Origin of the sequence: Klebsiella sp. CTHL.F3a (genome assembly GCF_019890895.1) — a bacterium.
Taxonomy (GTDB): domain Bacteria; phylum Pseudomonadota; class Gammaproteobacteria; order Enterobacterales; family Enterobacteriaceae; genus Klebsiella; species Klebsiella grimontii.
Genome location: NZ_CP082360.1, coordinates 1,711,784 through 1,730,249 on the forward strand (window position 1 = coordinate 1,711,784; position 18,466 = coordinate 1,730,249).

Here is an 18,466-nt window from a genome sequence, read left to right on the forward strand (position 1 = left end):
ATCAAACGTAAATAAAAGGATGCGCAGGGTATTGCGCTTATAAGTGAATGCATTGACTGCATTGAAAAGGATAAATCATGAAAAAAACATTACTTGCTGCTGTTGTCGCTGGTTGCGCGGCGTTCTCTGGTGCTGCGCTGGCGGATGACGGTCAGGTGAAGTTTATCGGCGATATCATTGATGCTGGCTGCGACGTGGTGAACGACCTGTCCAACCCGCTGGAAGTTCAGATGGGGCAGATTGCCAAGACCGCGTTTAGCGGTACCGGGTCTACTGCGGCTGAACAGAATTTCGCGATTAAACTGGAAAACTGCCCGACTACCGTCGCTAAAGCATCGGTACTGTTCTCCGGCGCCAACGTCAACGGGGATAATGATAAACTGCAGCTGACCGGCGCGGGCGTCGATCCGGACGTGGCGACCGGCGTGGCCCTGCAGCTGGTTGATGCTAGCAGCAACTCGACGCTGCCGCTTTATACTCGTTCTGCCAGCCTGTCCATCCCGGCTACCGGCAATATCGATCTGCCGTTCCGCGTCCGTTATATCCAGACTGAGACCTCCATCGTTGCCGGTAAGGCTGACGGTACAGCCAACTTCACCATCAGCTATAACTAATTTTCCGTCTATATGACAGTGTTAGCGAGCCCTATGTGGCTCGCTTTTCCAGGGAGCTGGAGATGCAAAAATACCTGAAAGTGCTAATAGCTGGATGGCTGTTGGTCGGTGCCGCGGCGCATGCGGGAGTGGTTACCGGCGGTACTCGCCTGATCTATCCCGGCGGTAAAAAAGAGTCCTCACTGAGCGTAACCAATAATGACGCTACGCCTTATCTCATTCAAAGCTGGGTTGAGAGTAATAAAGGTGCTGCCCCTTTTCTGTTAACGCCGCCTTTATTTCGCCTTGAGGGCGAACAGCAAACCCGACTGCGGGTCATTTACAGCGGCGGTTTAGCGGAAAATAAAGAAAGCATGTTCTGGATGAACATTAAAGCGATTCCCTCCTCGCAGGCTAAAGCCGGCGCCAATACCTTACAGATCGCTATCAAAACGCGTATCAAATTGATTTATCGCCCCAAATCCGTCGAAGGAACACCGGAAATGGTGACGGAGCAGCTTCGCTGGACGCGTAGCGGTAATACCTTACAGGTCACTAATCCCACCGCCTTTTATATGAATTTTGCCGAAGTCAAAGTTGGCGGCGCCGAAGTCAAAGACGCGAACTGGGTGGGGCCGGGGGAAACGGCGCGTTTTCAATTGCCGAACGTCAGCGCCGGCGCTTTGCAGTGGAAACTGATTAACGATTACGGCGGTATCGGCGCGCTGCACCGCGCGAGTTTGTAGAGGCTTTCAGGCCAGGGAGTTCCAGAGAAAATGAAGAATAATCATAATAAATGGCGGCTTAACCGGATAGCCGGCGCTCTGGCCGTTGCGCTGCTACCGCTGAGTGATGAGGTCCTGGCGCGGGATGTTTTTAACCCGGCACTGTTGGAAATGGATGGCCCCCATACGGGCGTCAGGGATTTATCCGCTTATGAGCAGGCGGGCGGGCAGCTGCCGGGCACCTATCGGGTAGATATTTATCTTAACAACGTTTTTATGGATACCCGCGATGTGGCTTTTCAGCAGAGCAAAGGCCCGGGAGCTACGGAATTGCAGCCTTGCCTGACGGTAGAAGAGCTTGCCGCATGGGGCGTGCGCGTCGTCCAATTTCCTGAATTAGGGCACAAGTCACCCCACTGCGCGGATATTAGCGTTATACCGCAGGCAAAAGCCGATTTTCGCTTCAGCCAGCAGCGCCTGCTACTAAGCTTTCCTCAGGCGGCGGTGTCCAGCGCAGCCCGAGGCTGGGTAGATCCGAAACAGTGGGATGACGGAGTGACGGCGCTGCTGCTCAATTACTCGTTTAGCGGGGCAAATAACTGGTCACGCCAGAACGATACGCCGGACAGCGATAACCAATACGTTAACATGCGTCCCGGAATCAACATCGGGCCGTGGCGTCTGCGGAACTACACGACCTGGGCGCGCAGCAGCAGCGGTGGAGAATCCAATAATAGTTGGGACACGGTATATACCTATGCGCAGCGCAGCATCAATGCGCTACAGGGGGTGATGACGCTGGGCGATAGCAGCACGGATGCCGATGTTTTTGAGGGCGTTCCCTTCCGTGGGGCGATGCTGGCTTCCGATGACGATATGCTGCCGGAAAGCCTGCGCGGCTATGCGCCCGTCGTTCGCGGGATTGCGCGTACTAATGCTCAGGTCATTATTCGCCAGAACGGCTATGAGATTTACCAGACCTACGTTGCGCCTGGCGCTTTTGAAATCACCGATATGTACCCGACCGGCGGTTCCGGTGATTTAGCCGTCACCATCAAAGAAGCGGATGGCAGCGAGCAGAATCTGATCGTCCCTTACGCTTCGCTCCCGGTCCTGCAGCGCGAAGGGCGCCTGAAATATAGCGTCACCTCTGGCGTATATCGCGCCTACGACAACAGCATTGACGAAACGCCTCTCAGCCAGGCGACGGCGATTTACGGCTTGCCCTGGGGGTTAACCCTTTACGGCGGCGGCCAGTTTAGCAGCAAATACCAGTCGGTGGCGTTGGGTATGGGGAAAAACCTCGGTGAACTGGGCGCCGTCTCGACCGATATCATCCAGGCCTGGTCGACAAGACAGGATAAAGAGAAAGAGAGCGGGCAGTCGGTACGTGTCCGTTACAGTAAAGACCTTCCTGGTTTGGGAACCAACGTGAGTCTGGCAGGGTATCGCTATGCGACCAGCGGTTTCTGGGATATGCAGGAAGTGCTGGATACCTATCGGGATGACACCTACACGCCTTCTATTGAACGGCGGCGCAATCGGGGAGAGGTCACGGTCAGCCAGAGCCTGGGCGAAGAGTTGGGATCGCTGTCGCTGAGCTATATCCGCGAAGACTACTGGAACAGCGGTCGCACCATGGAGTCCGTTGGCGTTGGATATAACAACAGCTGGCACGGCATCAGCTATAGCATGAACTACAGCTATAACCGCAACACTACCGACCAGAACACCGGTAAGCGTAATGACGAAGACCACCTTTTCGCCCTGAGCATCAGCGTGCCGCTGGGGGAATGGCTGCCGAAGCCGGTTTATGCCAACTACTCCCTGAACAGCAGCAAAAATGGCTCAACCAGCAATAACCTGGGTCTCTCCGGCACCTTGCTGGAGCGTAACAACCTGAGCTGGAGCGTACAGGAAGGCTATACCAGCCAGGGAAGAGGGGAGAGCGGTAGCCTCAACGCAGACTGGCGGGCGACCTACGCTGAGATTACCGGCGGCTACAGCCATGATAAATACAGCCATCGTCTGAACTACGCCCTGCGCGGCGGAGCGCTGGTGCATGAAAACGGCCTGACGCTGGGGCAGCCTTTCGGCGAAACCGTTGCGTTAATCAAGGCGCCCGGCGCCGCGGGCGTCGGCGTGAATAGCCAGACCGGGGTCAGAACCGACTGGCGGGGCTACACCGTTGTACCTTACGCCTCGCCGTATCGTAAGAATATCCTGACGCTCGATACCACGACGATGCCGGATGATGTCGACCTCGAATTGGCGACTCAGACCGTTGTGCCTACCCGTGGGGCGGTGGTTCGCGCAAATTATGCCACCAGCGTGGGTAATCGGGTGCTGATGACGGTGCGTCAGGAGAGTGGACAGCTTCTCCCTTTCGGCGCCATGGTCAGCGTCCCCGGGACGGCGTCATCTGAGCAGGCTTTTATCGTTGGAGATGGCGGACAAGTCTACCTGACCGGACTGGAATCTAACGGCATTCTTAACGCGAAGTGGGGCGCCGGGACGCAGGAACGCTGCCAGATCCACTATACGCTGCCGTCAGCAAAACAACTTACCGGCATCATTGTAGCCCAGGCGCTTTGCCGTTAATCGAAAGGATGCAGAGACAATGAAACGATTTTCATGGGGAATAGTAGCGGGCCTGATGGCGCTGGCGATATCGCCGCAGGCGATGGCGGCATCCGGGTGGTGTCAGACGACTAGCGGGAGTGCTTTTCAGGACAGTTTTTCTTTTACTGAAACATTTACTAATCCCTCGCAAAACCAGGCAGGGATGGAGTTTCTTCGTATATATGAATGGAATACCGGGGGAACGTATCAGGCGAGGTGTGAATGTGATGCGACCACGCTTAATACATCGACTTTTTTTAAAACGACAATTCCTGGCCTTGCTGCAACGCAAACGCGAAATGGCTTAAATTATTATCGTCTGAATCCATACCTGGAAATCGCTAGTGAGCTATATATCGCCGGAAAATTAAACCAGTTTGTGCCGACGCCGGTACTGGATAAGAGTAACAATTACATTAACTCATTCCCATGTAATACCACGGGTACAATTTTTGACACCGGTTCGAAAGGGTATATTTCACTCTATTTTACCCGGCCGTTCGTTGGCCGGGTGACAATCCCCCCGACGATAATCCTCAATGTTTATGGGACGCGAAAGAAGGGGAGTTATAGCGCTACTCCGATGACCCAAATCACCATGAACGGTTCGGTTACGGTTCCGCAATCGTGTGAGATAAATACCGGTCAACCGATTAACATTGATTTTGGCGATATTGCCGCCAACCACTTTAAAACAATAAATCAGATGCCCACAGGATTCACCCCGCACACGGTAAATATGACGGTGGCGTGCACCAACATTTCCGCCGGGGTAAAAATAGCGCTCTCATTCCAGGGCGCGGCCGATACCCACGACAGCACTGCGCTGGCGACTACCAATAGCGATATTGCGGTGCGCATTGAAAATATTACCGGCGTCAAAATACCCGTTATTTCAGGGATGCTGCCGGTCAATTTTAATTACCCGAGCCAGAGTGGGGACACGACCATGAAAATCTATCCGATTAATACCACGGGGCATTTACCCGGCGGAGGTGGATTTACCGCTACGGCGACCATTCAGGCAGAAATTGAATAGCAGGAGTGAATAATGAAAAAGGCGCTATGGCTGGTATTATTGCTACCCGTTTTTTCATCTTCGGGCGGGGTCCCTTTGAATGTTAAGGGCAATATTTATTACCTCCCCTGTGACGTAAGTACCGATACGCAATATCAAGAGGTGAATTTCGGCCCGCTTCCAAATATCGACTTTCAAACGCCCGGCAACGCTTCTGAGTGGAAAACTTTTTACCTGAATGTCGAAAATTGTCCGGCCGGGACTACGAAAGCCACGGTAAAATTTGATGGTGTGACGGATGGCGACGATGCCACTCATTTCGCCAATATGGCCGCCAGCGACGCGGCGCAGTATATCGCGCTGCAAATAACCAGCAGCGATCATTCTACAACCTATAAAAATCAGGATCAGATGAGCATTGCTATCAACGGAAGCACCGGAAAAGGTATTTTCCCGCTGGCTGCCCGTTTATATTCAACCCGGGGTGGTGCAAAGGTGGGTAAATTTGAGTCTGTCGTACAGCTGACGTTTACCTATCAGTAACCTTATAAGCTAAATGGATGAAAAGGAATGGCGTATGCAGGAAGATACGGAATATCTGAGCGTAAAGGATGTTGAGCGTCTGGTACTTGCCGCACATTATTGTGCTCACCCGGAAAGAAATAGCTGCATGATCCAAATGTGCTTTTTGCACGGTTGCCGAATTAATGAAATTACCGCTCTGACTTTGCAGGATATCGATCTACCGCGGAAAAGGGTTTATATCCGCCGAGCGCGTCACGGTATCTCAGGTTATCACCCTTTACAGCCAAAAGAGGTTGTCTCGTTACAGCGCTGGCTGCTGGCCAGAGAGTGTTATCCTGCTCATAATGATTTGCTGTTTATCTCCTCCCGGGGAAACCAGATGACTCGCCAGCGTTTCTATCAAATTATTCGTGAGTGCTGCGAGCTGGCGAAGCTAAAGCAAAATATTCACCCGCGGATGCTGCGCCATGCCTGCGGCTATGAACTGGGGAAAAAAGGTATTGATGACGACTCTATCCAGGATTACCTGGGTTATCGGAATTTGAAATCTATCCTGCGTTATAACAGCTACGTTGAAGAGTAGCTGGCGGCGCATTCGCGGCTTTTTTATCTGCCGCGTTACGCCTCTTTTTTATTCTACGGTATAGACCATGAAATCTTCCGCCAGCACGGTAGATGGGAATATCTCTTGGCATTCTGCCAGCAGACGCTGGCAGCCTTCAGCGTCATAGCGAGAACTAAAATGCGTGGCGATAAGGGTACCGACGCCAGCGTCGTGCGCCAGCGCGGCGGTTTGCTGGCTGGTCGAATGCCCGCGGCTGTTCGCTTTTTCCGCCATCGCCTGTTCGAGCGTCACCTCATGGACCATAACATCCACGCCGCGGGCCAGCTCCAGCGCCGCCGGGCAGGGGGCGGTATCGCCGAAAATTGCCAGCTTCTTACCCGGCGTCGTAGGGCCGAGATAGCGTCTACCGTCAATCACACGTCCATCTTCCAGCTCAACCGTCAACCCCTGTTTTAAGCGCTGGAACAACGGACCGGGGGGCACGCCTTCGGCGATAAGCTGAGCGGCATCAAGGGTACCCGGCTTATCATGCTGTTCGATACGATAGCCGTAGCATTCGACCGGATGGTTTAACGGCCTGGCGGTAACCCGAAAGCCAGCTTCATCAAGCACCAGCCCTGGCTCGACTTCGACGATAGCCAACGGGTAATCGGTCCAGGAACCGCTCAGGCGCAGCGCGGTTTCCACAAACTCTTTAAGCCCCTTTGGCCCGTACAGCGTCAGCGGCAGAGTATTGCCCTGCATCGAGCGGCTGCACAGCAGGCCGGGGAGGCCGAAAAGGTGATCGCCATGTAAGTGGGTGATAAAAATCTTGTTCAGTTTGCCGGGGTGACAGGCGGTGCGCAGAAACTGATGCTGAGTTCCCTCTCCGCAGTCGAACAGCCACATCTCCGCCATTGTTGGCTGTTGCAAATTCAGCACTATCGACGTCATATTACGCGTACGGGTCGGCACGCCAGCGGATGTCCCCAAAAAAAGTAATTCCATCGTCCAGTATCCTCAGGGCGTGGGTCAAAAAGTAAAGTATACCAACTAAGGAACCGCAGATGATGACATGGCAGGATCTTCACCACGCCGAACTGACCGTCCCCCAGCTATATGCTGTGCTGAAATTACGCTGTGCGGTGTTTGTTGTCGAACAATCCTGCGTCTATCAGGACGTCGACGGCGATGATCTGGTGGGAGAGAATCGCCATCTTCTCGGCTGGCGCGGCGATGAACTTGTGGCCTACGCGCGCATTCTCAAGAGCGATGACGAGTTTGAACCGGTAGTGATTGGCCGGGTGATTGTCAGCCCGGCGGCGCGCGGCGAGAAGCTGGGTTATCAGTTGATGGAACAGGCGTTGGCCAGCTGCCGTCAACACTGGCCGCAAAAGGCCATCTATCTTGGCGCCCAGGCGCACCTGCAAAAATTCTACGCCAGCTTCGGTTTTGTGCCGGTGACCGAGGTTTACGACGAGGACGGCATCGACCATATCGGCATGGCGTACGAAATCGCCACCCACTGACCGTCGCGCGAATTAAAAACCCGCTCCCTCATCGTGGGTACTGCTATTCCTCAGTAGTACCCCGTATAATGTGGGGTTTTTACTCCGTGGAGGTTCGCGTGCTGTCTGTTTCCACCGCGCTGGAAAGCCTATACCGCTGCCTGGATGAAGCGTTCCCGCCATCGCCCGGCACGCGAATTTTCGATGTTCCCTTTGCGCTGAATGACGCTTTTGATCCGCTGCTGTGGTGCGGTCATCAGCGGCAGTGGCCGCAGTTCTACTGGCAGCAGCGCAGCGGCGATGAAGAGCTGGCGGCGCTGGGGGCGGTAAAAACCTTTGCTTCCCTGACGCTGGCGCACGCTTTTTTGCGCCAGCAGGGGCGTGATGACCTGCGAATTTGCGGCCTTAACGCCTTTCATCCTCAGCGGGGTTTGCTGCTATTGCCGAGGCTGGAGTGGCGTCGCCTGGGCGGCAGCGCCACGCTGCGTCTGGCGCTATCCAGCGAGACGTCGCTTTGCGACGATGCCCGCGCGGCGCGTGAATTTCTCGATTCTCTGGTGGCGAAACAGGCGCAACCTACTGCGGTGCCCTCTCTGCTTAGCGAACAGCATTTCCCGGCTTATCCGCAGTGGCGAGCGTTGATTACGCAGGCGACGCAGGCGATAGCGGCGGGGGAAATGGACAAAGTGGTCCTGGCTCGCGCCACCGATTTGCATTTCGCCGCGCCGTTAAACGCCGGATCGATTATGGCCACCAGCCGCCGCAGTAACCTCAACTGCTTCCACTTCCTGATGGCCTTCAACCCGAGAGAGGCATTCGTGGGTTCAACGCCGGAACGGCTGTGGCGGCGGCGCGGCGCGCTATTGCGTACCGAAGCGCTGGCGGGAACCGTCGCCGGCGATGCGGACGATCGGCAGGCCCAGCGTTTGGGCAACTGGCTGATGGGCGACGATAAGAATCAGCGCGAAAATATGCTGGTGGTAGAGGATATCTATCAGCGGATGCAAGGTGAGACGCGCGCGCTGGAAGTGCTGCCGCCGCAGATTGTCCGTTTGCGTAAAGTTCAGCATCTGCGGCGCTGCATATGGGCCGAGCTGGACAACCCCGATGATGCCCGCTGTCTTCATCTGCTCCAGCCCACGGCGGCGGTCGCGGGTTTGCCGCGCCAGGTGGCGCTGGATTTTATCAGCCGTCATGAGCTTTTTACCCGCGGCTGGTATGCAGGCTCCGCCGGCTATCTGTCGCTGGCGCAAAGCGAATTTTGCGTCTCTCTGCGTTCGGCGAAAGTCGAAAACCATACGCTCAGACTGTACGCCGGGGCGGGGATCGTCAGCGGCTCCGACCCTGAGCAGGAGTGGCAGGAAATTGAAAATAAAGCCGCAGGATTGCGTTCGTTACTGCTTACAGAAACATAGATAAAACGATGCATATCAAAACGGCAACAGTCTGCTTTATCTATACTTAGCCTCAATATTTGATACTGGACAAATTCATGTCAGTAAGCGCATTTAACCGACGCTGGGCGGCGGTGATCCTTGAAGCTTTGACGCGCCACGGCGTGCAGCACATCTGCATTGCGCCCGGATCGCGCTCGACGCCTTTAACCCTGGCGGCGGCGGAAAACCGCGCGTTTATTCACCATACCCACTTTGACGAACGCGGTCTTGGCCATCTGGCGCTAGGACTGGCGAAAGCCAGCGGCCAGCCGGTGGCGGTGATTGTGACCTCCGGTACCGCGACGGCCAACCTCTATCCGGCGCTGATTGAAGCCGGGCTGACCGGCGAAAAACTCGTTTTGCTGACCGCCGACCGGCCGCCGGAGCTGATCGACTGCGGGGCGAATCAGGCCATACGCCAGCCGGGCATGTTCGCCTCGCATCCGTCGCACACAATATCCCTTCCGCGCCCGTCGCAGGATATCTCCTCCCGCTGGCTGGTCTCGACCCTCGACCAGGCGCTCGGCGCGCTGCATGGCGGCGCCGTTCATATTAACTGTCCGTTTGCCGAACCGCTGTACGGCGATATGGACGACAACGGCGCCGAGTGGCAGCGGCAGCTTGGCGACTGGTGGCAGAGCGATAAGCCCTGGCTGCGCCAGTCTCTGCAGACCTCAAGCGAAAAGCAGCGCGACTGGTTTTTCTGGCGCCAAAAACGCGGCGTAGTGGTCGCCGGGCGGATGAGCGCGGAAGAGGGCGTAAAGGTTGCCGAGTGGGCGAAAACGCTCGGCTGGCCGCTGATTGGCGATGTGCTCTCGCAAACCGGGCAGCCGCTTCCCTGCGCCGATCTGTGGCTCGGCAACGGAAACGCGGTCAGCGAACTGGCGCAGGCGCAAATCATTGTCCAACTGGGCAGCAGCCTGACCAGCAAGCGCGTTTTGCAGTGGCAGGCCACCTGCGAACCCGAAGAATACTGGCTGGTGGACAACCTACCGGGGCGTCTGGATCCTGCCCAGCATCGTGGTCGTCGCCTGGTCTGCGCCATCGACCGCTGGCTTGAGCAGCACCCGGCGGAAAAACGCCAGCCGTGGGCCGTCATTATTCCTGAACTGGCGCGCCAGGCCTGGCAGGCGGCGGTCGCCAGCAGCGAGGCGTTCGGCGAGGCCCAGCTGGCGCAGCGAATCCGGCGCTATCTGCCGGATCAGGGCCAGCTGTTTGTCGGCAACAGCCTGGTGGTACGTTTAATTGACGCGCTGTCGCAGCTACCGGCAGGTTACCCGGTCTACAGCAATCGCGGGGCCAGCGGAATCGACGGCCTACTGGCGACGGCGGCCGGGGTGCAGCGCGCCAGCGCGCGCCCTACGCTGGCTATCGTCGGCGATCTGTCGGCGCTTTACGATCTCAACTCGCTGGCGCTACTGCGTCAGGCTTCAGCGCCGATGGTGCTGATTGTCGTCAACAATAACGGCGGGCAGATTTTTTCCCTACTGCCCACGCCGCAGGAGCAGCGAAGCCAGTTCTATCTGATGCCGCAGAATATCCATTTCGCGCACGCGGCGGCGATGTTCGATCTGACTTATCATCGCCCTGCGGACTGGAATGAACTGGAACAGGCGCTGGACGTTGCCTGGCGAGCCCCCGGCGCGACGCTGATTGAGCTGGTGGTCAACGAAACCGACGGTACGCAAACTTTGCAGCGGCTGCTGGCCCAGGTGAGTCAGCTATGATCCTCCACGCGCTGGCCGAACGCGGCCAGCCGGGCCATCCCTGGCTGGTCTTTTTGCACGGTTTTTCTGGCGATTGTCGCGAATGGCTGACGGTCGGGCAGGCGTTCGGCGCGTATTCGCGTCTCTATATTGACCTGCCGGGCCACGGCGGTTCAGCGAAAATTGCGGCAAACAGCCTGGCCGAGGTTAGTCATCTTATTGAGAAAACGCTTAATAGTTACAACATACTTAAGTACTGGCTGGTGGGTTACTCCCTCGGCGGACGGGTGGCAATGTACTTTGCCTGCCAGCCGCGCGAAGGGCTCTGCGGGCTGGTTGTTGAGGGAGGGCATCCGGGGTTAGCGGATGAAAACCAGCGCTTGTTGCGCCGTCGCAACGATGCCGCCTGGGCGGAACGCTTTCGCCGCGAGCCGCTGACCCAGGTGTTTGCCGACTGGTATCAGCAGCCGGTCTTTGCTTCCCTTGATGCAGCGCAGCGAGCGGCGCTGATTGCGCTACGCAGCCGCAATAACGGCGGTACGCTGGCGGCAATGCTGCAGGCCAGTTCGCTGGCTGAACAGCCCGATCTGCGCGAGGCGTTACGGGCGCGCGAGTTCCCTTTTCACTACCTTTGCGGCGAACGCGACAGCAAGTTTCGCGCCATCGCCGATGAGCTATCGGCCACCACGCACGTGATTAATCATGCCGGACACAACGCGCATCGGGAAAACCCCGGTGCAGTCGTAGCTTGTCTGGCACAGTTTTTAGCGAGTTAACTGAAGGACACTTTATGATCTCTCTTGATGAAGCAATGCTTTACGCCCCGATTGAATGGCAGGACTGCTCCGAAGGCTACACCGACATTCGTTACCAAAAATCGGCGGACGGGATTGCCAAAATCACCATCAACCGCCCACAGGTACGCAACGCATTTCGTCCGCTGACCGTCAAAGAGATGATTCAGGCGCTGGCGGATGCCCGCTATGACGACAATATCGGCGTCATCGTGCTGACCGGTGAAGGCGATAAAGCGTTTTGCGCCGGCGGCGATCAGAAGGTCCGCGGCGACTACGGCGGCTATCAGGATGATTCCGGCGTTCATCACCTCAACGTTCTCGATTTCCAGCGTCAGATCCGCACCTGCCCGAAACCGGTGGTGGCGATGGTTGCGGGTTATTCCATCGGCGGTGGCCACGTCCTGCATATGATGTGCGATCTGACCATCGCGGCGGAAAACGCTATCTTTGGCCAGACCGGCCCAAAAGTCGGCTCTTTCGACGGCGGCTGGGGCGCCTCCTATATGGCGCGCATCGTCGGGCAGAAAAAAGCCCGTGAGATCTGGTTCCTGTGCCGCCAGTACGACGCGCAGCAGGCGCTGGATATGGGTCTGGTCAATACCGTGGTGCCGCTGGCGGATCTGGAAAAAGAGACCGTGCGCTGGTGCCGGGAAATGCTGCAAAACAGCCCGATGGCGCTGCGCTGCCTGAAGGCGGCGCTGAACGCCGACTGCGACGGTCAGGCGGGACTGCAGGAGCTGGCGGGTAACGCCACCATGCTGTTTTACATGACCGAAGAGGGTCAGGAAGGGCGCAACGCTTTCAATCAGAAGCGTCAGCCGGACTTCAGCAAATTTAAACGGAATCCGTAATGCGGCAGGCGCAGGTCTACCGCTGGCAGCTACCGATGGATGCGGGAGTGGTGCTGCGTGAACGGCGGTTAAAAACCCGCGATGGTTTGCTTCTGCACCTGCGCGACGGCGAGCGTGAAGGCTGGGGGGAAATTTCTCCCCTGCCCGGATTCAGCCTGGAAACGCTGGATGAGGCGCAGACGGTGCTGTTGGCGTGGGCAAGCGCCTGGCGCGATGGCGAGGGCGGCGCGCTGCCGACCCTGCCGTCAGCGGCTTTCGGCGCGAGCTGCGCGTTGGCGGAACTGTGCGGCGAGCTGCCGCAGACGGCGGATTATCGCGCGGCGCCGCTCTGTTCCGGCGACCCGGACGAGCTGTTCGCCAGGCTTTCGCTGATGCCCGGCGAGAAGGTCGCCAAGGTCAAAGTCGGCCTGTATGAGGCGGTGCGCGACGGCATGGTGGTCAATCTACTGCTGGAGGCGATTCCCGATCTGACGCTGCGCCTCGACGCTAACCGCGCCTGGACGCCGCTGAAAGCGCAGCAGTTCGCTAAATATGTTAATCCGCACTATCGCAGCCGCATCGCCTTTCTCGAAGAACCCTGTAAAAACCGCGACGATTCACGCGCTTTTGCGAAAGAAACGGGTATCGCTATTGCCTGGGATGAGAGCCTGCGCGAGGCGGACTTTAGCTTTGCCGCCGAGCCGGGGCTGCGGGCGGTAGTGATTAAACCGACGTTGACCGGCAGCCTGCAAAAAGTGCGGCAGCAGGTGGCGCAGGCGCATGCGCTGGGGCTGACGGCCGTCATCAGCTCATCCATTGAGTCGAGCCTTGGCCTGACGCAACTGGCGCGAATCGCCGCCTGGCTGACCCCAAACACGATACCCGGTCTGGACACCCTGAGCCTGATGCGTGCCCAACTGGTGCGCCGTTGGCCGGAAAGCGATCTGCCGTGTCTGAACGTTGATGACCTGGAGCCGCTGCTGTGACCTTTAGCGACTGGCCCTGGCGCCACTGGCGGCGGCTGCGGGAAGAGGCTCAGGCGCTGCGCCTGAACGAGCGGCGGCTAAGCTGGCGGGAGCTGTGCGCGCAAATTGATGCGCTGGCGGCGGGATTTCACGCCCGGGGCGTTCGCGACGGCGATGGCGTGCTGCTTCGTGCTTACAACCAGCCCGATGCTCTGCTGGCGTGGCTGGCCCTCCTGCAGTGCGGCGCGCGCGTCCTGCCGCTGAATCCTCAGTTGCCGGCTCCTCAGCTGGCGGAACTGCTGCCGTCTTTGGGTCTGCGCCACGCGCTGGTGCTAAACGGCGGCGACCTTCCGGCGGCGCTTAATCCATTAGCGTTGCACGCCGGCGACGGCGTCCACGCGGTCGACTGGCGAGAAGATCGTATCGCGTCCATGACGCTAACCTCGGGGTCGACGGGACTACCGAAAGCGGCGGTGCACGCTTTTCGCGCCCATCTTGCCAGCGCAGAAGGCGTGCTGGCGATGATACCCTTTGCGCAGCAGGACGACTGGCTGCTGTCGCTGCCGCTGTTTCACGTTTCCGGCCAGGGTATTCTCTGGCGCTGGCTGTTTGCTGGCGCAGGCCTGACGGTACGCGACAAGCAGCCGCTGGAACACGCTTTACGCGGTTGTACCCACGCCTCCCTGGTACCGACTCAGCTTTGGCGTCTGCTTAACGGCGACGCCAGGGTGTCGTTAAAAGCGGTTCTGCTCGGCGGCGCGGCGATTCCGGTGGCGCTAACCGAGCAGGCCGGTCAGCGCGGTATCCGCTGCTGGTGCGGCTACGGGCTAACCGAGTTTGCCTCGACGGTATGCGCCAAGGAGGCGGACGGCCTGGCGGACGTCGGGCGGCCACTGCCGGGGCGCGAACTGCGGATTGTCGACGGTGAGGTCTGGCTGCGCTCGGACAGCATGGCTGAAGGCTACTGGCGCGATGAGCAAATAGTTCCACTGGTTAATGAACACGGCTGGTTTGCTACCCGCGATCGCGGCAGGCTTGATAACGGCAATCTGACCATTCTCGGAAGAATGGATAATCTCTTTTTCAGCGGCGGGGAGGGCATTCAACCGGAAGAGGTGGAGCGGGTCATTGGCGCTCACCCTTGGATCCAGCAGATTTTTATCGTGCCGCAGGATGACGCGGAGTTTGGCCAGCGGCCGGTGGCGGTGGTGGAGTGCGGCGAGCATTACGACCCGTCCGCGCTGGCGTGCTGGTGCGCCGATAAGCTGGCTCGCTTTCAGCTGCCGGTGCGCTGGCTGCGGTTGCCTGAATCGCTGAAAACCGGCGGCATTAAAATTTCCCGCCGGGCGCTACGTGACTGGGTCAACCAGCAGGCCATACCCGGCTCAGACGCGCTGGACGTTCAGTAGCTGCTTCGTATGCCAGCGGCCCAGCGCAAAAACGGTGGTCAGCGCGCCGAGCAGGGCGCAAAACATATCCGACTGGGTATCCCAGGGATCGCCCTGGGTGCCGAGAAACTCCTCTGCGCCCTGTCCCAGCGCCAGCGCCGCCCACCATTCGATCAGTTCATAGACGGCGCTAATCGCCAGCGCAATACAGCAGACCAAGAAACCGAGCATTTTCCGCCCGTGAACGTAGCCACCGCGCAGCAGAATCTCCCGCGCCGCCAGCGCCGGCACCAGTCCCTGGAAAAAGTGCCCCAGCTTGTCATAGGGGTTACGGCTCAGTCCCAGCCATGCCTGTACGTCAAAACCGATGGGCACTTTCGCATAGGTGTACATGCCGCCGACCATCAAAATGATGGCATGGAAGAAAATCAGCGTGTAAAGCAGCGGCGTCAGCGGATAGCGCGAGCGCGTGGCCAGCAAAAGCGGAACGATGATGATCACCGGCGTGACTTCCATCAGCCAGGTAAGCTTATCCCCCGCGCTGATACCGGTGTAAACAAGAATCAGGGCCAGCGCCAGCGCGGCGAATGTTAACCCCGAACGGGATGCGGCGACGGTCATAACGGATCACCAGAAAGTTAAAACGATAACTATCAGGCAGATGTGGTGGAAATTCAACGTATACCGTCATTGGCGGCGCTGAGCGACCGCCAATGACGTTGAGCATCAGGAGGAGGGCAGATCGCCCTGCGTATTAAGCTGACGTTTGCGCCAGTACCGCAGCAGCGGGGGGACAACAATCACCGCGATGGCCAGAAACAGAAGCGTTTTCGTCACGCCGCTTTGCCACAGAATCGCCACGTTGCCATTGCTGATGGACAGCGCGCGGCGCAGGTTCTGCTCCAGCATCTCTCCCAGCACAAACCCTAAGATCAGCGGCGACATCGGGAAGTGCATCTTACGCATAATGTAGCCCAGCACGCCCAGCCCAACCATCAACAGCAGGTCGAAGGTGGTGCTGTGTACGGCGTAGACGCCGACCGCGGACACGGCGGCGATAGCCGGGGCCAGAAACCATAGCGGTATCGTCAGCATGCGGGTGAACAGGCCGATCAGCGGAATGTTCATAATCAGCAGCATCACGTTGGCGATCAGCAGCGCGGCAATTAACCCCCAGACGATATCCGGCTGTTCGGTAAACATCGCCGGTCCCGGCGTGATGTTGTAGAGGGTCAGGGCGCCCATCATCACCGCGGTGGTCCCGGAGCCGGGAACGCCGAGCGTGAGCATCGGAATAAACGAGCCGCAGGCGGAGGCGTTGTTCGCCGCTTCCGGCGCCGCGACGCCGCGAATATCGCCCTTCCCGAAGGTGTCGCTATTGCCGCTGAGCTTTTTCTCGGTCATATAGGTGATAGCGCTGGCAATGGTCGCCCCTGCGCCCGGCAGAATGCCGACAAAGAAACCCACCACCGATGAGCGCAGGGTCGCGCCCACGCACTGGCCCGCCTCTTTGGCGTTAAACAGCATGCGTCCGGTTTTCCGTACCAGCTTCTGCCCGCCGCTGGTGCTTTCCAGCATCAGCAATATCTCCGAAACCGAAAAGAGCCCGATCACCACCACGATAAACTGCACGCCATCGGAAAGATGAACGCTGTCGAAAGTGAAGCGGTACACGCCGGTATTGGCATCAACGCCTACCGTCGCCAGCCCCAAACCGATTAACGCGGCGAGAAACGACTTCAGCGGATTTTCCGCCATCATGCTACCAAGGCAGGCGATGGCAAAAATCATCAGGGCGAAATATTCTGCCGGACCGAACGCCAGCGACCACTGCGCCAGCACCGGCGCGAACAGGATGATCCCGCCGATAGCGATCATTGAACCAACAAAGGAGCTCACGGCAGAGATCGACAGCGCTACGCCGCCACGTCCCTGCTGCGCCATCGGATAACCGTCGAGAGCGGTCATAATGGCGGCGGCATCACCGGGGACGTTAAGCAGGATAGACGAAATGCGCCCGCCGTATTCACAACCAATATAGACCGTAGCCAGCAGGATTAACGCTGATTCCGCGGGCAGGTGCAGAGCAAAGGCCAGCGGCAGTAAGATCGCGACACCGTTAATCGGGCCCAGACCCGGCAGGAGACCGACGATAGTGCCCACAAAGCAGCCAATTAGCGCGATGGTCAGGTTGCCCGGCGTCATGGCAACGGCGAAGCCCTGTGATAAATAAATCCAGATATCCATAACCTTCTCCGTTAACTCAACCAGATGCCGAGCGGCAGGGTGACATCAAGCAGGGCGTCAAAGACGTACCACAGCGCGATGCCCATCGCGACGCCGGCTACCCCGGCAGCGGGCAGCGTGGCGCCAAACAGCAGGCCAAACACGGCGGTCAGCAGCGCGGTGGCCAGAGGAAAACCCAGCCATTCAAAACCCCACGCATAGATCCCCAGCGCCACCACCATAGTTAATAGACGTTGTAAAACCCGGCGCCCGGGCCACGTGATAGCGTCGGGCCGACGCAGAAGCAGCAAGACAGAGCACACCAGCATCAGGCCGATAATGCCGACCGGGAAAGGACGTGGGCCGACAGGCTCATAGGCGTATTCGCTGTGAATTTGCCAGGCGATAAACATTCCACCCGCGCAGAGCAGCAGCCACACTCCGGCAAAAATACGATCGCTCATCGCAACCTCCGCAAATTATTTGGCCAGGCCAAAGGATTTCGCCTGCAGGCGATACGCTTCCACCTGTTTTTTGACATAGGCGTCCAGTTCCTTACCGTTCATGTTGAATTCAAACAGGCCGCGCAGCTCGCGCTGCTTTTTGAACGCGTCGGTCTGCTGCAATTTCGTGAACTCATCCACCCACCACTGATAGTCGGCGTCGCTGACTTTCGGACCCACGAAGAAGCCGCGAATAATCGGCCAGACCAGGTCGTAGCCCTGCTCTTTGGCGGTGGGGACATCGGCGAGCGCGCCCGGTAGCCTTTCGTTAGCGAACACCGCCAGCACGCGGATTTTATTGCCCTGGAGATAAGGCACCATTTCGCTGAGATCGCCGGAAACCGCCTGCACGTGATTGCCCAGCAGCGCGGTGACCGGTTCGCCGCCGCCCTCAAAGGCCACGTAGCGCATTTTGTGTGGATCGACGTTCGCTTTTTGCGCCAGCAGCGCCGCTTTCATCCAGTCCTGGCTACCGATTGAGGCGCCAGCGCCGATGACGATACTGGCGGGATTTTTTTCCATCGCCGCCATAAACGACGGCAGGTCTTTCCACGGCGAGTCGGCGCGGACGGCGATCATGCCGTAATCGGTGCCGACGCTGGCCAGCCAGCGCACATCATCCACGCCGTAGCGGCCAAACTTACCCTGCGCCAGGTTGAGCAGCGAGCCGCCGGAGAAAGCGACTACGGTACCGGGTTCGCCGGGGCGCTGGGCGACGATCGCGTTGTAGGCCACTGCCCCTACGCCGCCGGGCATGTAGGTGACGCGCATCGGTTTTTCGATGGCGCCGGTTTCCATCAGGCTGACCTGGATCAGCTTGCAGGTGAGATCGAAGCCGCCGCCGGGCTTGGCGGGCGCGATACATTCGGTACGGGAAGGCGCCTCGGCGGCCAGGGCAGAGGCGGTTAAAAGGCATAATGCAATGGCGCTAGCACGGCGCAGGAATGGCATATTCATAAGCTTCCTCAGTCAGATACAGGGGACGTTTTTTTAATTATGTGAACCGGCATGTGGCTATTCGGTTGCGTGATTGTTAAAACAATTACCTTTCATTTCCCTTTCAATGCAGCAGCAACTTTT

General features: G+C 58.2%; 18 protein-coding genes. 13 read left to right on the forward strand and 5 right to left on the reverse strand.

Going from position 1 to position 18,466, the window contains the following annotated elements; translation table 11 throughout:
* Positions 1 to 77 precede the first annotated feature (77 nt).
* The 6 genes from K7H21_RS08230 to K7H21_RS08255 all read left to right on the forward strand — a co-directional run bounded on the left by K7H21_RS08230 (position 78) and on the right by K7H21_RS08255 (position 6,066).
* Entirely contained in the window at positions 78 to 614 is a 537-nt protein-coding gene (locus K7H21_RS08230; protein ID WP_004123117.1) for a fimbrial protein, read from the forward strand.
* A 62-nt stretch (positions 615 to 676) separates the two neighbouring features.
* On the forward strand, positions 677 to 1,339 hold the full coding sequence (locus K7H21_RS08235; protein WP_004123115.1) for a fimbrial biogenesis chaperone: 663 nt from the start codon (positions 677 to 679) through the stop codon (positions 1,337 to 1,339).
* A 30-nt stretch (positions 1,340 to 1,369) separates the two neighbouring features.
* A complete protein-coding gene (locus tag K7H21_RS08240; protein ID WP_123829017.1) occupies positions 1,370 to 3,919 on the forward strand; it encodes a fimbria/pilus outer membrane usher protein in 2,550 nt (849 codons plus the stop codon).
* Between the two features lie 19 nt (positions 3,920 to 3,938).
* Positions 3,939 to 4,979, forward strand: a complete 1,041-nt coding sequence (locus tag K7H21_RS08245) for a fimbrial protein (protein WP_223035697.1) — start codon at positions 3,939 to 3,941, stop codon at positions 4,977 to 4,979.
* A gap of 12 nt (positions 4,980 to 4,991) precedes the next feature.
* A complete protein-coding gene (locus tag K7H21_RS08250) occupies positions 4,992 to 5,501 on the forward strand; it encodes a fimbrial protein (protein WP_004123111.1) in 510 nt (169 codons plus the stop codon).
* A gap of 34 nt (positions 5,502 to 5,535) precedes the next feature.
* Positions 5,536 to 6,066 carry a tyrosine-type recombinase/integrase gene (locus K7H21_RS08255; RefSeq protein ID WP_004123110.1) on the forward strand — a complete coding sequence of 177 codons (531 nt, stop codon included), beginning with the start codon at positions 5,536 to 5,538 and terminating at the stop codon, positions 6,064 to 6,066.
* 48 nt (positions 6,067 to 6,114) lie between these two features.
* Here the strand turns inward: K7H21_RS08255 and rnz are convergent, their stop codons facing one another.
* Entirely contained in the window at positions 6,115 to 7,035 is a 921-nt protein-coding gene (rnz, locus tag K7H21_RS08260) for a ribonuclease Z (protein WP_142481744.1), read from the reverse strand.
* Between the two features lie 59 nt (positions 7,036 to 7,094).
* Here rnz and K7H21_RS08265 point away from each other — a divergent pair, with 59 nt between their 5' ends.
* The 7 genes from K7H21_RS08265 to menE all read left to right on the forward strand — a co-directional run bounded on the left by K7H21_RS08265 (position 7,095) and on the right by menE (position 14,678).
* On the forward strand, positions 7,095 to 7,556 hold the full coding sequence (locus K7H21_RS08265) for a GNAT family N-acetyltransferase (protein ID WP_004123108.1): 462 nt from the start codon (positions 7,095 to 7,097) through the stop codon (positions 7,554 to 7,556).
* A gap of 98 nt (positions 7,557 to 7,654) precedes the next feature.
* Positions 7,655 to 8,950, forward strand: coding sequence for an isochorismate synthase MenF (menF, locus tag K7H21_RS08270; RefSeq protein ID WP_223035698.1), 1,296 nt, complete (start codon positions 7,655 to 7,657; stop codon positions 8,948 to 8,950).
* Positions 8,951 to 9,027: 77 nt separating this feature from the next.
* Positions 9,028 to 10,698 (forward strand): 2-succinyl-5-enolpyruvyl-6-hydroxy-3-cyclohexene-1-carboxylic-acid synthase, encoded by a 1,671-nt coding sequence (gene menD, locus K7H21_RS08275; RefSeq protein ID WP_004123105.1) that lies wholly within the window; start codon positions 9,028 to 9,030, stop codon positions 10,696 to 10,698.
* Positions 10,695 to 11,453, forward strand: coding sequence for a 2-succinyl-6-hydroxy-2,4-cyclohexadiene-1-carboxylate synthase (menH, locus tag K7H21_RS08280; protein WP_004123103.1), 759 nt, complete (start codon positions 10,695 to 10,697; stop codon positions 11,451 to 11,453). Before menD ends, menH begins: the two co-directional genes overlap by 4 nt.
* Before the next feature lie 14 nt (positions 11,454 to 11,467).
* Positions 11,468 to 12,325: a 1,4-dihydroxy-2-naphthoyl-CoA synthase gene (gene menB / locus K7H21_RS08285; protein ID WP_004123101.1), complete on the forward strand. Its 858-nt coding sequence runs from the start codon at positions 11,468 to 11,470 to the stop codon at positions 12,323 to 12,325.
* Positions 12,325 to 13,290, forward strand: a complete 966-nt coding sequence (menC, locus tag K7H21_RS08290) for an o-succinylbenzoate synthase (RefSeq protein ID WP_123829020.1) — start codon at positions 12,325 to 12,327, stop codon at positions 13,288 to 13,290. The genes menB and menC overlap by 1 nt, the downstream gene beginning before the upstream one ends.
* The gene (menE, locus tag K7H21_RS08295; protein ID WP_049114238.1) at positions 13,287 to 14,678 is read left to right on the forward strand and encodes an o-succinylbenzoate--CoA ligase; all 1,392 of its coding nucleotides are present in this window, start codon (positions 13,287 to 13,289) and stop codon (positions 14,676 to 14,678) included. Before menC ends, menE begins: the two co-directional genes overlap by 4 nt.
* On the opposite strand, the gene K7H21_RS08300 is transcribed toward menE, so the two are convergent.
* From K7H21_RS08300 to K7H21_RS08315, 4 genes are all read right to left on the reverse strand, one after another.
* Positions 14,655 to 15,278 carry a DUF2238 domain-containing protein gene (locus K7H21_RS08300; protein ID WP_004123096.1) on the reverse strand — a complete coding sequence of 208 codons (624 nt, stop codon included), beginning with the start codon at positions 15,276 to 15,278 and terminating at the stop codon, positions 14,655 to 14,657. The genes menE and K7H21_RS08300 overlap by 24 nt on opposite strands.
* A 105-nt stretch (positions 15,279 to 15,383) precedes the next feature.
* Positions 15,384 to 16,904 carry a tripartite tricarboxylate transporter permease gene (locus K7H21_RS08305; protein WP_004123094.1) on the reverse strand — a complete coding sequence of 507 codons (1,521 nt, stop codon included), beginning with the start codon at positions 16,902 to 16,904 and terminating at the stop codon, positions 15,384 to 15,386.
* An 11-nt stretch (positions 16,905 to 16,915) separates the two neighbouring features.
* A complete protein-coding gene (locus K7H21_RS08310; RefSeq protein ID WP_004123092.1) occupies positions 16,916 to 17,347 on the reverse strand; it encodes a tripartite tricarboxylate transporter TctB family protein in 432 nt (143 codons plus the stop codon).
* A gap of 15 nt (positions 17,348 to 17,362) precedes the next feature.
* A complete protein-coding gene (locus K7H21_RS08315; protein ID WP_369894088.1) occupies positions 17,363 to 18,337 on the reverse strand; it encodes a Bug family tripartite tricarboxylate transporter substrate binding protein in 975 nt (324 codons plus the stop codon).
* Positions 18,338 to 18,466 lie beyond the last annotated feature (129 nt).